This window comes from Photorhabdus hainanensis, assembly GCF_018448965.1.
GTDB lineage: Bacteria > Pseudomonadota > Gammaproteobacteria > Enterobacterales > Enterobacteriaceae > Photorhabdus > Photorhabdus akhurstii.
Map to the genome: position 1 here is coordinate 1 of NZ_RCWD01000037.1, position 16,591 is coordinate 16,591.

Annotated in this window: 10 protein-coding genes and 1 pseudogene; all 11 read left to right on the top strand. The window is 43.9% G+C overall.

Translation table 11 applies throughout. The annotated features are described in order from the left end of the window. Positions 1 to 337 precede the first annotated feature (337 nt). Positions 338 to 545 (top strand): annotated as a pseudogene (locus EAE92_RS18650) (IS30 family transposase); the annotation flags it as partial. 645 nt (positions 546 to 1,190) lie between these two features. Then, positions 1,191 to 1,994 carry an MBL fold metallo-hydrolase gene (locus EAE92_RS18655; RefSeq protein ID WP_214069171.1) on the top strand — a complete coding sequence of 268 codons (804 nt, stop codon included), beginning with the start codon at positions 1,191 to 1,193 and terminating at the stop codon, positions 1,992 to 1,994. A gap of 4 nt (positions 1,995 to 1,998) precedes the next feature. Further along, on the top strand, positions 1,999 to 2,304 hold the full coding sequence (locus EAE92_RS18660) for a hypothetical protein (protein ID WP_214069172.1): 306 nt from the start codon (positions 1,999 to 2,001) through the stop codon (positions 2,302 to 2,304). Between the two features lie 576 nt (positions 2,305 to 2,880). Beyond that, positions 2,881 to 7,911, top strand: coding sequence for an alpha-2-macroglobulin family protein (locus tag EAE92_RS18665; RefSeq protein ID WP_214069173.1), 5,031 nt, complete (start codon positions 2,881 to 2,883; stop codon positions 7,909 to 7,911). Between the two features lie 57 nt (positions 7,912 to 7,968). Beyond that, positions 7,969 to 10,290, top strand: coding sequence for a peptidoglycan glycosyltransferase PbpC (pbpC, locus tag EAE92_RS18670; RefSeq protein ID WP_214069174.1), 2,322 nt, complete (start codon positions 7,969 to 7,971; stop codon positions 10,288 to 10,290). Between the two features lie 222 nt (positions 10,291 to 10,512). Continuing rightward, the gene (ndk, locus tag EAE92_RS18675) at positions 10,513 to 10,938 is read left to right on the top strand and encodes a nucleoside-diphosphate kinase (RefSeq protein ID WP_036781631.1); all 426 of its coding nucleotides are present in this window, start codon (positions 10,513 to 10,515) and stop codon (positions 10,936 to 10,938) included. Positions 10,939 to 11,122: 184 nt separating this feature from the next. Then, on the top strand, positions 11,123 to 12,301 hold the full coding sequence (gene rlmN / locus EAE92_RS18680; RefSeq protein ID WP_036781629.1) for a dual-specificity RNA methyltransferase RlmN: 1,179 nt from the start codon (positions 11,123 to 11,125) through the stop codon (positions 12,299 to 12,301). A gap of 118 nt (positions 12,302 to 12,419) precedes the next feature. Continuing rightward, on the top strand, positions 12,420 to 12,833 hold the full coding sequence (locus EAE92_RS18685; protein ID WP_040151756.1) for a tetratricopeptide repeat protein: 414 nt from the start codon (positions 12,420 to 12,422) through the stop codon (positions 12,831 to 12,833). A 120-nt stretch (positions 12,834 to 12,953) separates the two neighbouring features. After that, positions 12,954 to 13,994 carry a cytoskeleton protein RodZ gene (rodZ, locus tag EAE92_RS18690; protein ID WP_214069175.1) on the top strand — a complete coding sequence of 347 codons (1,041 nt, stop codon included), beginning with the start codon at positions 12,954 to 12,956 and terminating at the stop codon, positions 13,992 to 13,994. 71 nt (positions 13,995 to 14,065) lie between these two features. Then, positions 14,066 to 15,187 (top strand): flavodoxin-dependent (E)-4-hydroxy-3-methylbut-2-enyl-diphosphate synthase, encoded by a 1,122-nt coding sequence (ispG, locus tag EAE92_RS18695; RefSeq protein WP_036781623.1) that lies wholly within the window; start codon positions 14,066 to 14,068, stop codon positions 15,185 to 15,187. 124 nt (positions 15,188 to 15,311) lie between these two features. Continuing rightward, complete coding sequence (gene hisS / locus EAE92_RS18700; RefSeq protein WP_214069176.1) at positions 15,312 to 16,589, top strand: histidine--tRNA ligase; 1,278 nt, start codon at positions 15,312 to 15,314, stop codon at positions 16,587 to 16,589. Positions 16,590 to 16,591 lie beyond the last annotated feature (2 nt).

Sequence of the window (16,591 nt, forward strand, 5' to 3'; positions counted from 1 at the left end):
TTATATGACAAAGCAAAAAACAGGCCAATGTGATTATTTTGTAACAGCATTGTATAAAAAATAGATTAATATTAATCATTTAATAACCAGCATTAATAATTTCAAATTAATTTTATGGTTTTATTTTTAAAGTGTGATACAAATCACATTTATAATGATTGATTTCAGCATTGAATTGCTTGAACTGTGACAGTTATTTTTAATTTGTGATAAGTAATGACCTTTTCTGACTTATGTGAGGATTTATCCATGTCAATATTGCTTTTTATCTGCCGCTCGATCTGCCAGAAGATAACTTAACCTAAATCCTTTATTATTATGTGGGATAAATAGCATGATTTATTGGCGTCATTGCTCTCCTTGGGAAGGGGAGATTAATGAAAATATCAATGGGTTAATCAGGAAATACTTTCCAAAGGGAACCGATTTTAATGAAGTCTCTGAGCAGGAAATAGATTTTGTGGTAAGCCGATTAAGTAATCGCCCTTGAAAAATTAGGGGGTGAAACACCCAATGAATTATTTAAAGGAATACGGATATGTTGACTTCCAGAGTAACGATGTTGCGCTTATTATGTGAATCCAAGCTATTTTTTTACATGAAAATAATATGTTTTTGTTATCGTATTAATAAAGATGTTAATAATGGTTGGATATAAACATATATGCTATGTTTATAATGACAAATTATATTGCTATAGAGTGACAATTATAATTATTCTATTTAAATTGTTTTTATATAATATAAGGTAAATTTATATTTGATAAATATATTATTATTTTGCCCTATAATGTAGATGAAATGAGTTCAGTCATATAAGGTTGTAATGATATAACAAATTAAGCATTGTTAACTACATCTGATATTAGTATAGTAAGTTTGATTAAATTGCTTGAATAATCTATCGTTGGGTTTTATTTTTAATAATATATTTGTCTCTGCCTTTAAAAATATGTTGTACAGTAAGGTATAATATTTGTGTGTTAATATTGCAAGATAATAAATATGATAGGGAGATAATCATTTTATGTTGAAAAATTAACGGCTAGCAGAGGAGGGGTAATTTGTGATCTGCTTATAAAAATGTGACGATATAATGGCTTTTCATTATTTTATTGATGTACGTCAATGCTATTGTTACCCGTATCGTTTAATAAAAGCATTACTTCAACAAAACTAATGGATATGCTATGTCATTAAAAATAACTGTGCTCTTGGAAAATAAAACGTCTGATTCATATTTGATAGCTAAGCCTGGTCTGAGTCTTTTACTTGAGGATGGTGAAGAGAAGATAATTTTTGATACCGGCCCAGATGGTAGCTATATTGAGAATGCAAATAGGATGGGAATATCTATTGATGATATATCCAAAATTGTTATCTCTCATGGGCATTCTGACCATATAGGTGGTGTTAACTATTTTCCTCATAATGCTAAATTAATATGTCACCCTGATGCGTTAAGCGAGAAATATTATGGTGTGATGTTCAATAAAAAGAGTGTCTTAAAATTCAAAAAAATATCGGGTAAAATTAATAAAAGAGTTAAGAAGAGAGTTTTATTTCGTTTGACGAAATCGCATATGAAAATAAGTGATAGATTTATTTTTTCAGGAGAAATAGCAAACAATCATCGTAAATCCTACGGATTAATTAGAAAGAGCTGTTGGGCTAATGATTATATATTGGATGATAGTGCGTTAATTTGGAAAAGTGATAATGGACTGGTGATTATCATTGGCTGTGGTCATTCTGGTATTTGTGAAATCATTAACCACGCCAAAATGATTACCGGTGTGGACAAAGTATTCGCAGTAATAGGAGGATTGCATTTAAGGAGAGCGTTGCCGACAGAGTTATTGAAGATCAGAGAATTTTTCATAAAAGAAAATATAAAAGAAGTCTATGGATGTCATTGTACGGGTAGCTGGGGAAGACTTTGGTTGCCAAATGTCAAACAGTTGAAAACAGGGCAGGTATTATTGGTAGAGTAACATAATGAAATTTATTGAGAAAATGGATGTTCATCAGGTTATTACCCCCTGTGCGACAGCGTTGGGGTTAGTATTTTTTTCTGTTTTAAATAATTGGGATTATAATAACGACAGGTTAATATTTTTATTGCTGAATTTATTCGCATTTTTTATTGTATTTTTTCATCATAGAGGGTTTTATTCATATTTTATAGAAAACAATTTGTATAATCGGTGTTTCATGCAAGTTATTATTGCCACTTTTGATAAAAAAGTGGCAACCTATTTACAGATTACAGATTACAGATTACAGATTACAGATTCATGGTAATTTTTGCATCAGAAGTTGAATGTGTTTTATTTATATGGCTTTTTATTTGTTATAAATATCCTATTGAGATAATGATTATTCTTAATAAATGGTTGATAATGTATTAAATGAAATGTTAAATATAAATTTATTAAAGTTATTTATTGCTTGAGATAATTAATTTATTAAACAGTGGTATATTGGAATCGAGTATGTTTAATCCGATATTGATATTTATAACCAGTACGATAATGATAATTTTCTGTTTATTCAACTTTGTTTTAATGGTCTATTTTATATTGTTTTATTTCTTGTGAATTATTGGGCAGGTGGTGCAGTAAGGGGCTATCTTCGGTTGCTAAGGGAAATGACGAAAATCTTTTTTTACTAAATATATGGAGTTCTTAGTGAAAAATTGAATCGATAAATTTAGATTTATTTATCGCCTCTGTGATGTTTAATTCGTTAAAATAACAGGCTATTATATGAACTTAATGTCTGTACGTTGCCTAATATAAATAGGCGGTATATAAAGTTATTCATTAAATCCTAAAATCCTACCATCAATTGGTTGGAGTTAAGACAGGGGTTATGGTTATGAATCAAGGTCAATTCTGGCAACAACCAGGAAAAAACAAACGTTATTTGGCGGTGATTTTGGCGTCTTTGCTGATGCTTTCTGGTTGTGACCAATCTGGTAGCTCTGATAATAATCAAGCGGCTCAATCACAGTCCACAGAAGTTCAAAGCGAGAAAGCGCCTCAGCAATCAAGTATTCCACCAAAATCCGTAAGACAGAAAGATGCGGCATCACTGGCTGAATTAGCAAAACGTTATGCCGGTAAATCAGTGAAGATTCTGGATGCTTCCGAAGTTCAGCTTGATGGCGCTAGTGCAATGGTGGTGACATTTTCTGTTCCTTTAGATCCAAATCAGGATTTTGCTCAGAATGTCCGTTTGGTCGATGTCAAAGAGGGCAAACTTGATGGCGCCTGGGAACTATCAGATAACATGATGGAGCTTCGCTTGCGCCATTTGCCGCCCTCCCGTGAGTTGCAATTGACCGTAGATAAAGGTGTTAAAGGTATCAATGATCGTCAACTCGAAACGGTTTATGAGAAAACGCTGACAACCGCGACGATTTCTCCGTCCGTCGGTTTTGCCAGCAAAGGCTCCTTGTTACCCAGTAAAGTCGCTGAAGGTTTGCCGGTATTAGCCCTGAATGTAAATCGTATTGATGTTAATTTTTTCAGGATCAAAGAGACAGCATTGCCCGCTTTTATTGCACAGTGGCAATATCGCAACAATATGAGTTCTTGGGAATCTGAAGAGATGCTCAAAGGCGCGGAACTGGTTTATACCGGCCGTTTCGATCTGAATCCAACACTGAATACCCGCGAAAAATTACTGTTGCCATTAAGTAATATCAAAGAGTTACAGAAAGATGGCGTTTATCTGGCGGTGATGCAACAAGCAGGTAAATACACTGACACTAATCCAGCAACAATGTTTACCTTAAGTGATATTGGTGTTTCTATGCACAGCTATCTGGGTAGGATGGATGTGTTTACCCAATCTTTGGCGCAAGGTAGCAGCCTGAAAGGGGTGGAAATACGGCTGTTGGATGAGAAAGGGCAATTATTGTCAAAGGCAACGACGGACGATGATGGACACGTCAGTCTGGAGAAAAATGCGAAAGCGAAACTATTGCTCGCTACTCGTGACCACCAGACCAGTATGATTGATTTGGTATCACCGGCGCTGGATCTGTCTGAGTTCGATATTTCTGGCTCACAAGGGTATAGCAAACAGTTTTTTGTTTTTGGGCCTCGTGATCTTTATCGTCCGGGTGAAACGTTGATTGTCAATGGCCTGTTGCGTGATGGCGATGGCCGCGCAGTGAAAAGTCAGCCGGTTAAAGTGGATGTACTGAAAACCGATGGTCAGGTAGTCCATAGTTTTGTCTGGCAACCTGAAAATGGATTGTATCAATATCGTTATGTGATCCCTCCCTCAGCGGCTACCGGCCTCTGGTCGCTACGTTTTGATTTGGGTGATAACAAACCTCGTTATTACAAGTTTAATGTCGAAGATTTTCTGCCGGAGCGTATGGCGCTGGAAATTAGCAGTGAGTCTCATCCGGTGATGAAAGACCACGATGTGGATTTCGTGATTAACGGCCGTTATCTATATGGTGCGCCTGCTGCATATAATCGCTTGCAAGGGCAATTATTCCTGCGTCCAGCTCGTGATGCGGTAGCAAAATTGCCCGGCTATGAGTTTGGTGCGGTTACAGAGGACAATCTTAGTCGCACATTGGATGAGTTTGATCTGGTTTTAGGGAATGATGGTAAAGCCGTAATTAATGTCAGTGCCGACAACTGGAGTTCGGTCTCTTCGCCGGTAAACGTCATTGTACAGGCAAGTTTGCTTGAATCGGGTGGCCGCCCGGTAACTCGGTGGGTTGAACAGGCCGTTTGGCCGACAGAAAAGCTGGTGGGTATCCGTCCGCTGTTCAATCAGAAAGAGATTTATGACTATCGCGTAGGTCGTTATCAAAGCCGTTACAATGTGGATGAAAATTCACTGGCGCAATTTGCGCTGGTATATGCCGATGCCAATGGAAAAAAATATGCTGCGAAAGATTTAACCGCCCGTCTGGTTTATGAACGCCGTGATTATTATTGGCGTTGGTCGGATGGGGAAGGTTGGCAATCAGGTTATGACCAGAAAGATTTGGTGATGGCGGATGAACATATCCAGATTGCTCAAGATGGCACCGCAAAGGTTAGTTTTCCGGTTGATTGGGGTTCGTACCGTATTGAAGTGGTTAATCCAGAAAATCAATTAGTGACCAGCGTTAATTTCTGGGCTGGTTACTCATGGCAGGACAATACCGGTGGCACAGGGGCTGTTCGTCCTGATCAGGTGAAATTGTCTCTGGATAAACCTGCTTATCGGGTAGGCGAGAAAATAAAATTGCATATGGCCGCGCCACAGGCCGGTAAAGGTTATCTGTTGGTGGAATCCAGCGAAGGGCCGCTTTGGTGGCAAAAAATTGATGTGCCAGAGCAAGGTTTGGATGTGGAAGTGCCGGTGAATAAAGAGTGGCGTCGTCATGACCTTTATTTAACCGCGGTGGTGGTGCGTCCAGATGATAAATCTCGTCAGGCGACGCCGAAACGGGCCATTGGCGTGTTGCACCTGCCGTTGGCTGATGAAAATCGTAAACTGGATTTAACGCTATCCGCACCGGAAAAAATGCGTCCGAATCAGAATTTGACCGTTAAAGTCAAAGCGACGCCACAGCAAGGGCGGAAATTACCTAAGCAGGTTAATGTGTTGCTTTCCGCTGTCGATACAGGGGTGTTGAATGTCACGAATTTTAAAACCCCGGACCCCTATGAAGCTTTCTTTGGTCGTAAGCGTTACAGCGTCGATCAATATGATGTCTATGGTCAGTTGATTGAAGGTGAAGGCCGTCTGGCGAATCTGCGTTTTGGCGGTGATGGTGATGATAGCGCCCTTGAACGTGGCGGTAGAAAGCCATTAACTGAAGTTAAGATTATCGCTGAACAGGCACAGCCGGTGACATTGGATGAAAACGGCGAAGGGCAGATCGTTTTGCCAATCCCTGATTTCAACGGTGAGTTGAAGCTGATGGCTCAAGCGTGGAGTGAAGATGAGTTCGGCCACGGTGAAAGTAAAGTTGTCGTTGCGGCGCCGGTGGTTGCACAGATGGCATTACCTCGCTTTATGGCCGGTGGTGATAGCGCATTATTGTCGTTGGATTTGACTAATTTAACTGAACAGACGCAAAACTTGACCTTGAGCTTTGCTGCTGATGGCCTGATTAGGCTAGAGGGGGATGTTAGCAAAGAGATAGTTTTGGAAAAAGGCAAATGCACCACCGTGGAGATCCCGGTCATAGCGCAGCGTGGTTTTGGTCAAGGAGAGGTTTCCCTGACGATTAATGGTCTGAATCTGCCGGGTGAAAATGTAAAACCGTACCAAAATAGTTGGAAGATTGGCGTGCGTCCGGCGCAGCCAGCGGAAACTGTTCTGTTCGCTAATGTTATTCATCCGGGAGAGGAGTGGCAGATGCCGTCGGATGCCTTGTCGGGTTTATCGCCAGCAGGAGCCGAGGGGCAGTTGTTACTGAGCAGCCGTCCGCCATTACAGATTTCACGCTATATTCGTGAATTGTACGCTTATCCGTATGGCTGCCTTGAGCAGACAATCAGCGGGCTTTACCCGTCACTCTATTCGAACAAAGCAGAGCTGAATAGCTTGGGCATCATGACGGAAGATGATGATAAACGCCGGGCAAGTATTGATGAGGGAATTATTCATCTGGTCAGTATGCAGCGTCATGACGGTAGCTTTGCTTTATGGGATAAAACCGGTGATGAGGAGTATTGGTTAACGGCCTATGCTGCCGATTTTCTATTCCGTGCAAGTCAACGGGGTTATAGTGTACCTAAGGAGGTGTTGACTGCTGCCAATAATCGTCTGTTACGTTATTTACAGGATAAGAGTGTTATTAACTATCCCTACAGCCAGAATCAGGAAGCGATGCGATTCTCGGTTCAGGCTTATGCCGGTCTGGTGCTTGCAAACCAACAGAAAGCGCCATTGGGTGCTTTGAGACAAGTTTATGAACGCCGTCAGCAAGCTGGCAATGGCTTGTCGCTGGTACAACTGGGCATTGCACTGAAACTGATGGGGGATAATACCCGAGCGGATGAAGCGGTTCATTTGGGGATCAGCAAAAACCGTAATGATGATTTAGATTTAGGTGATTACGGTAGCGCCATCCGCGACAACGCAATGATTGTCGCTCTGTTGACTGAAAATAATATGTTGATAAAGGAACGTGATGAGAAATTACTGGCGCTGTCTGATGAATTATCATCTCGCCATTATTTTTCAACTCAAGAAAGTAATTCACTCTATCAGGCGGGACGTTTCTTTATTGATACATCGGTGCAACCGTGGAAGGCTCTATTTAATCAGCGGAATTCACCAATAAGTAGGGACAAACCCTATAGTGAGATGCTGTATCCACAGGATATTCTGCAAGGTATGAGTATCAGTAACCTTGGTGACAGTACGCTCTATTCACGAGTGAATGTGGCGGCCTACCCACTGCGTTCTCCGAAACCTTACGCTAATGTGCTGAAAATTGAGCGTAGCTATCTGGATATGAAGGGTAATCCAGTTGCTATTGACCGTCTGAAAAGCGGTGAAATGGTGGTTGTGAAATTGGTGGTTAGTTCAGATAAACCCGTATCGGATGCTTTGGTTGTTGATTTATTGCCTGCCGGTTTGGAACTAGAGAACCAAAATTTGGCTAACAGTAGTGCTAAGTTGAGTGAGAGTGCCGCTAATCTGCAAGAGTTGATTGGCGATATGCAGCAGGCGACGATTCGCCATATGGAATATCGTGATGATCGATATGTGGCGGCAATCGCGGTTGATCCTTCTCAGCCAGTGACATTGCTCTATTTGGCACGTGCTGTAACTCCGGGTGTTTACACCATTCCTGCGCCACAGGTTGAATCTATGTATGTGCCTTACTGGCGTGCGGTCGGTTCTACACCAGAAAAACTGGAAGTTGTTCGCTAAAGTCTATCAGCCCTTACGCTTTGGCGTAGGGGCTGATTTCTCACTAGGTATCCATTGATGAAGAAAACGCATCGCCTTATATGGCTGATCGTGCTGTTGTTGTTTCTGATCCCGGCGGGTTTATGGCTGGCGGATAAAATTTGGCCTCTGCCACTGCGTGAAGTCAAAATGGCGCGTATTGTCGTGAGTGAGGATGGTACGCCGCTTTGGCGTTTTGCCGATGATGAAGGCGTTTGGCGTTATCCGGTGACGTTGGATCAAGTATCACCGGAATATATTCAGGCATTGCTGACTTATGAAGATCGCTGGTTCTATAAACACCCGGGTATTAACCCGATTTCTCTGGCGAGGGCTGCCTGGCAGGATATTCGGGCAGGTAAAATTTTATCCGGCGGCAGTACTCTGTCAATGCAGGTCGCCCGGTTGATTGATCCCCATTCACGTACTTTTGGCGGCAAGTTGAAACAGATCTGGCGTACTTTGCAGCTTGAATGGCACTATTCTAAAAACGAAATTCTTGAGATGTATCTGAACCGTGCGCCGTTTGGAGGGACGTTACAAGGCGTCGGTGCGGCGAGTTGGGCGTATTTAGCGAAACCGCCTGCTGAACTCTCTGCGGGAGAGGCGGCTTTACTGGCTGTTTTGCCACAGGCTCCCAGTCGTTTAAGGCCAGATCGCTATCCTGAACGGGCACAGGCTGCTCGTGATAAGGTGTTGCAACGGTTGGCGCGGTATAAAATCTGGCCGGAAGAGAAGGTTGCTGATATTCGCCAAGAGACGTTGTGGCTGGCTCCTCGTCAGGCGCCACAGCTTGCCCCGCTTCTTGCCAGACGAATGGCGAAAGGCTCTCGTCAGGAGATCATTAAAACAACCCTTGATGTGGGATTACAGCGCCAGCTTGAAGATATGGCGGTGAATTGGAAGTACCAGTTACCAGAAAAAACGTCGATTGGCGTGTTAGTGGTTGATCATACAGACATGGCGGTAAAAGCTTATATTGGTTCGCTGGATCTGCGGGATGATAGCCGTTTTGGTCATGTCGATATGATAAGTTCATGGCGTTCGCCGGGATCAACCCTGAAACCATTTCTGTATGCAATGGCGCTGGATGATGGGTTGATTCATGGGGAATCACTGTTACAGGATGTGCCTCGCCGCTTTGATTATTATCGCCCGGGAAATTTTGACAGTGGTTTTCATGGGCCGGTCAGTGCCAGTGAGGCGTTGATTCGTTCATTGAATTTACCCGCCGTGCAACTGCTTGAAGCCTATGGCGCTAAGCGGTTTACCGCCAATATGCGAAATGTGGGAACGGTATTGCGTTTTCCTCCCGGCAGTGAACCCAATTTATCATTGATTCTTGGTGGCACGGCAGTTCGGATGGATCAACTGGTGGCGGCTTACGCAGCGTTTGCCCGTCAAGGGAAGGTTGCCCCTTTGAGATTCACTCCTCAGCAGAAATTGCGTGATCGGCGACTTTTTTCACCCGGCGCGGCATGGATAGTGAGACGGATTATGGCTGGAGAGGCTCTGCCGCAACCTGATGATGTGTTACCGGCACAGGTGCCGCTAGCCTGGAAAACCGGTACCAGCTATGGCTACCGTGATGCTTGGGCTGTCGGTTTAAACGCGCGTTATACCATCGGTGTTTGGGTTGGCAGGCCGGACGGTACGCCGGTTGTCGGGCAGTTCGGCTACGCTACGGCGATTCCTATCATAAATCAGATCAATAACCTGTTACTCGCCAATATGCGAAATGGGGCTAAACGAGCCCCCGTTGATCCTCGTCCAGAAACTGTTAGTCAGGCCGTTATCTGTTGGCCGGGAGGGCAGAGTTTGCCGAAAGGAGATAATAATTGCCGTCAGCGTCGTCTGAGCTGGATATTGAATAATACCATTCCGCCTACGTTGCCTGCGGTAGGGCAAGAGGCCATTTCAGGTATTAATGAACAGGTATGGTTGGATAAAAACGGTTTGCGTGTTGCCCCCGATTGTCCCGATGCTCAACCTAAAAATATCGCTTTATGGCCGATTACCCTCGAATCATGGTTACCTGAGCAAGAGCGACGAGCGCAGCGTCTGCCGCCGGTTAATCCCGAATGTCCACCGTTGAAATCAGATGAAGCGCCTTTGTTGATCGTGGGTATTCATAATGGAGATGTATTGAAACGGCTCCCCGGTTTTAACAGTCTTGATTTACGTATGACAACTCAAGGCGGTAGTGGTGGGCGGCAATGGTGGTTTTTGAATGGAGAACAGGTAATGATCACAGAAAAGAATCAGGGATTTGTTCAGACCTTGACTCAGCCGGGTAAATATCAGCTTAGTGTTTTGGATTTGGGCGGGCAGATTGATTCTGTCAATTTTACTTTGAAGTAAACGATTCAGGTAAAAGTGTGATTTGTACGAAAAAATGGTAATTTTCGCTAAGGAAAATTTAATGGAATGTTATGTTTTCTGTAGGCAACTGCTATTCGTGCCCCTATAATCAACGCCGCTTTTACCTCCGCTAAGGTTGCGGAATGAGTATTAACCGATTAATTTATCGGGAATGAAAAATTAAAATTATCAGTTGCTGAACGAAGAGCCAAGAGGTTATCCATGACGGTTGAACGTACTTTTTCTATTATTAAGCCTAACGCTGTGAAGAAAAATGCCATCGGGGCTATTTACGCTCGTTTTGAAAGCGCCGGGTTTAAAATTATTGCCGCCAAAATGCTTCACCTGACCCGTGAACAGGCTGAGGGCTTCTATGCGGAGCACAAAGGCCGTCCTTTCTTTGATGGTCTGGTGGAATTTATGACTTCTGGCCCGATTATGGTTCAGGTGTTGGAAGGCGAGAATGCAGTACAGCGTCATCGTGACCTGATGGGAGCAACTAATCCTGATAATGCATTAGCAGGTACTTTGCGTGCTGATTATGCGGACAGCTTTACTGAAAACGCGGTTCACGGTTCCGATGCGGTTGAGTCTGCAAACCGTGAAATTGCCTATTTCTTCACAGAAGATGAAATTTGCCCACGTTAATTGATTTGCCGTTAACCGTAGCATCATTGCATTAAAGTTTGTACAATGCGGCGCCCCGTTGTTAATTCAACGGGGCGTTTGTTATTTGTCACTATGCTAAACTGATAGTGATATCCGAATTGAAACTTCGCGTTGAATTCATCAACGCAGAGCCGAAAGTGTCACAACGAGGCAATATACAAAAATGTCCCAACCAAATACCGCGGCACAATTTGCTGCTCCTGTCGTGTCTGAAACTCCAGAAAAGAAAGGCGGTAAAATTAACCTGCTTGATCTGAATCGTAAGCAAATGCGTCAGTTTTTCATTGATATGGGAGAAAAACCCTTCCGAGCTGATCAGGTGATGAAGTGGATGTATCACTACTGTTATGACGATTTTGAGCAGATGACAGATATTAATAAAATTCTGCGAGCAAAATTGCAACAGGTTGCAGAGATCCGTGCGCCGGAAGTCGCAGAAGAGCAACGTTCTGCCGATGGTACGATTAAGTGGGCGATCACTGTTGGCGATCAGCAAGTTGAAACGGTTTATATCCCGGAAGATGATCGAGCGACTTTGTGTGTCTCTTCTCAGGTAGGTTGTGCACTGGAATGTAAATTCTGTTCTACCGCTCAGCAAGGGTTTAACCGTAATTTACGGGTTTCTGAAATTATTGGTCAGGTTTGGCGAGCGGCAAAAATTATTGGTTCATTGAAGTCCAGTGGTCGCCGTCCGATCACCAATGTGGTGATGATGGGCATGGGAGAGCCTTTGCTTAACCTGAATAATGTGGTGCCTGCGATGGAAATCATGATGGATGATTTTGGTTTTGGTCTGTCAAAACGCCGCGTGACATTATCCACCTCCGGTGTGGTGCCGGCACTGGATAAACTTGGCGATATGATCGATGTTGCTTTGGCGATTTCCCTGCATGCGCCGACAGATGATGTGCGGGATGATATCGTTCCTATCAATCGTAAATATAATATCGAACAGTTTCTTGCCGGTGTGCGCCGCTATTTGACTAAATCCAATGCGAATCAGGGGCGTGTGACGGTGGAATATGTCATGCTGGATCATATTAATGACAGCGTGGAACAGGCGCATCAATTAGCTGAATGTTTGAAAGAGACACCGAGTAAGATCAATTTAATTCCGTGGAACCCGTTTCCGGGGGCGCCATATGGTCGTAGTTCCAACAGCCGGATTGATCGCTTTGCCAAGGTGTTGATGGAATATGGTTTCACCACTATTGTCCGCAAGACTCGCGGTGATGATATCGATGCCGCATGTGGTCAGCTTGCCGGTGATGTAATTGATCGTACCAAACGTACATTGAAAAAACGTCAGGCGGGTGAACCTATTCAGATAAGAACAGTCTGAATGGGAATGTGGGTATGTCGCTTCATGCAGTCACTGAAATGCATAAGTGAAATGCATAAGTAAAATGCATAAGTAAAATGATAGTTGCAATTGCGTATCTTTGGTCGGTGGGGATGGAATGATAAGGAAATCGTTATCGGGAATGATGGTGGTTGCTATGTTGTTGGCAGGATGTTCCAATCAACCAACAAACGGCGATCAACAGCGAAAAGTCGCAACAGAAACCCGAATTCAACTGGGAATGGCTTATCTGGCTAAAGGTAATTTGCCCGCCGCCAGATATCACTTTGATAAGGTTTTACTGGCAAAGCCGGACCATTATCAGGCTCAATTAGGTATGGCGTTGTATGAGCAATATTCTGGTCAGCCGAAAGCTGCCCGCCAACGTTACAAAATGGCGATGCAGTACGCGCCAGGAAATGATACGGTATTGTATCATTACAGCGTTTTTCTCTGTGAGCAGGGGCAGTATGAAGAAGTCAAAACTCTGTTTACCGGGAGCCATGCTAACAGGCGTGTTTGTTATCAGTGATTTGCCGCTAGTAAAATAGCAAATCTATTTCGCCGCGCAGGCTATTGTGTAATTTAAAAATTATAGCAGGAGCCGGCGCGAAGTTTTTCACAACCTGAACAGTACCGCGTCTTCTTGCTAATGAATACTGAAACGACTCCAGAACAAGCTCATTTAACCGCAGGTCAGCTCCTGCGTCAGGCTCGTGAACAGCACGGGCTAACCCAGCAGACTGTAGCTGATCGCTTGTGTTTAAAACTTTCTACTATCCGTGATATTGAAGAGGACAATATTCCAGCCACTATGGTGCCGACTTTCCTGCGTGGTTATGTTCGCTCTTATGCTAAGTTGGTACAAATTCCAGAAGCAGAAATTCTGGCAATTCTGGATAAGCATACTCCGGCAAAAACAGCGAAAGTTTCACCAATGCAGAGTTTTTCATTGGGTAAAAAACGTAAAAAACGCGAAAGTTGGTTGATGTGGATTACGTGGTTGATTATTTTAATCGTAATTAGTTTGACGGGAGCGTGGTGGTGGCAAAACCACATAGCTCAACAGAAGGAATTGATTTCGATGGCTGATCATTCGGCGGCTCAGATTGCTCAAAAAAAAGCTAAGGTGACTGAAAGTCACAAGCCGGCGACACAGTTGCCGGCCAGCGAACAGGCAACAAGCGAGCCGTCAGTATCTGCGGCTGAAAATGCAGCGGCAGCGGATACTCATAGTCCGAATACTAATAGTCCGAATACTCATAGTCATAATAGTGAGGAAGTGACTCAATCTGTGGCGTCAACTCAAAATCAAGTGGTGAAAACACCTGAAACTCAACCTGCAGGTAACGGGCCGCAAACTCAGACTGCGCCGTTGCCAGCTAATCAAGGGGCCACGCAAGTACCTAATGTGGCTGAAAATAATTCAACGGCAGTGGTTGATAGTAATAAATTGGTGATGAATTTTAAAGCATCCTGTTGGTTGCAAGTTGTGGATGCAAATGGAAAAACGCTGTTTAGTGGAACTAAACATAAGGGCGACCACCTGAGTCTTTCTGGCTCGTTGCCCTATAATTTAACTATCGGCGCTCCGGCTGTAGTGGATGTACAGTTCCGGGGGCAAGTCGTCGATTTAAGCCGCTTTGCTAAAGCAGGCCGTATCGCGCGTTTTAAAGTACCAACAGCACAATAAAATGCCTGTTGCAGTAGGGCATAGTTGTAGTTTTATCAGTAAACACATGGAAGTATGGGAGAAATACCTATATGCATAATGAATCGCCGATAAAAAGACGCAAATCTACGCGTATTTATGTAGGCAATGTGCCAGTCGGGGATGGTGCGCCTATTGCGGTGCAGTCAATGACAAACACACGTACTACGGATGTGGAAGCGACTGTTAAACAGATTAAATCGCTTGAGCGTGTTGGCGTTGATATTGTTCGCGTATCAATACCAACGATGGACGCCGCAGAAGCATTTAAGTTGATTAAGCAGCAAGCGAGTGTTCCTTTGGTCGCAGATATCCATTTTGATTACCGTATTGCGCTTAAAGTTGCAGAGTATGGTGTCGATTGTCTGCGTATTAACCCTGGCAATATCGGTAATGAAGCGCGTATCCGTGAGGTTGTGGCTTCTGCCCGTGATAAAAATATCCCAATCCGCATTGGTGTAAATGGTGGATCATTGGAAAAGGACATTCAGGAAAAATATGGTGAGCCAACGCCAGAAGCGCTGGTGGAGTCGGCTATGCGCCATGTGGATATTCTTGACAGACTTAATTTTGACCAGTTTAAAATCAGTGTAAAAGCGTCGGATGTTTTTCTGGCGGTTGGGGCTTATCGCCTGTTAGCTCAGAAGATTAATCAGCCGTTGCACCTTGGTATTACCGAGGCGGGTGGCGCACGTGCAGGCTCTGTAAAATCAGCCATTGGCTTAGGTATCCTCCTGTCAGAAGGTATCGGTGATACTTTACGTATTTCTCTGGCCGCTGATCCTGTCGAAGAAGTTAAAGTGGGTTTCGACATTCTGAAAGCATTACGTATTCGTTCCCGTGGTATAAACTTTATCGCTTGTCCAACCTGTTCCCGTCAGGAATTTGATGTTATTGGCACAGTTAATGCCTTGGAGCAGCGCTTAGAGGATTTACTCACACCGATGGATGTTTCCATTATTGGCTGTGTGGTTAACGGGCCAGGTGAAGCGGAGGTTTCTACTTTAGGCGTCACCGGCGCCAGAACGAAAAGTGGTTTTTATGAAGATGGCGTTCGGCAGAAAGAGCGCCTCGATAATACTGATATGATTGATCAGCTTGAGGCTAAAATCCGTGCTAAAGCATCAATGCTGGATGAAAATAAGCGCATTGGCATAAGTCAACTGGACAAATAATGTATCTGATACTGGCTCATCGTTATGATGAGCCAGCGTTGTTTTGTTTGTTAATTGAAGCTCGTCGGTATTCGCTTCTATAATCAATCAACATCATTTTTGAATCATTAACTAGAGATAAAACGTGGCAAAAAATATCCAAGCTATTCGAGGCATGAATGACTACTTGCCGACAGATACGGTTATCTGGCAGCGTATCGAAACTATTTTGAAACGGGTACTGGCGGGTTATGGTTATAGTGAGATCCGTACACCGATTGTAGAGCAGACCCCGTTATTTAAACGAGCTATTGGGGAAGTCACTGATGTGGTTGAAAAGGAGATGTATACCTTTGATGATCGCAATGGTGAAAGTATAACCCTGCGCCCTGAAAATACCGCAGGTTGTGTGCGTGCCGGTATTGAACATGGTCTGCTGTACAATCAGGAACAGCGCGTATGGTATTTAGGGCCAATGTTCCGTTATGAGCGACCGCAAAAAGGCCGTTACCGCCAATTTTATCAGTTAGGCGCTGAAGTTTTTGGTCTTCAAGGGCCTGATATTGATGCCGAACTTATTTTATTGACTGCCCGCTGGTGGCGTGAGCTCGGTATTTTTGAGCATGTGACGCTTGAACTGAATTCCATTGGTTCGTTGGCGGCTCGCGCCAATTACCGCGAAGCGTTGGTGGCTTTTCTTGAGCAGCACAAAGATAAGCTGGATGAAGATTGCAAACGCCGTATGTACAGCAATCCATTACGTGTTCTGGATTCAAAAAATCCAGAGGTTCAGCAACTTCTTAATGATGCGCCGGAACTGTTTGATTATCTTGATGCCGAATCAAAGGAACATTTTGATAGCCTGTGTGCGCTTCTTGATGGGGCGGGTATCAAATATCGGATTAATCAGCGTTTGGTTCGTGGTCTGGATTACTATAACCGCACGGTATTTGAATGGGTGACGACGGCACTCGGGGCTCAAGGGACGGTTTGTGCCGGCGGTCGGTACGATGGGCTGGTTGAACAACTGGGAGGCAGGCCAACGCCAGCTGTGGGTTTTGCTATGGGGATGGAACGTCTGGTTTTGCTGGTACAAGAAATTAATCCAGCATTTACTGCGGAGCGGTCAGTCGCAGATGTTTATCTTGCTTCTTTTGGTGAAGGTAGTCAGCAAGCAGCATTGATTTTGGCTGAACAGGTACGTGATACGTTGCCCCAATTGCGTTTAATGATGAACCACGGTGGTGGTAACTTTAAGAAGCAACTGGGGCGTGCGGATAAACAAGGCGCTAAAATTGCGCTGATCCTCGGTGAGGATGAAGTTCGTTCTGGTCAGGTAGCCATTAAAGATTTACGTACAGGCGAACAACAAACGTCGCTGCAAAGCGAAATTGCAGCTCGTTTGGCTGAACTGTTAGGTTAAGG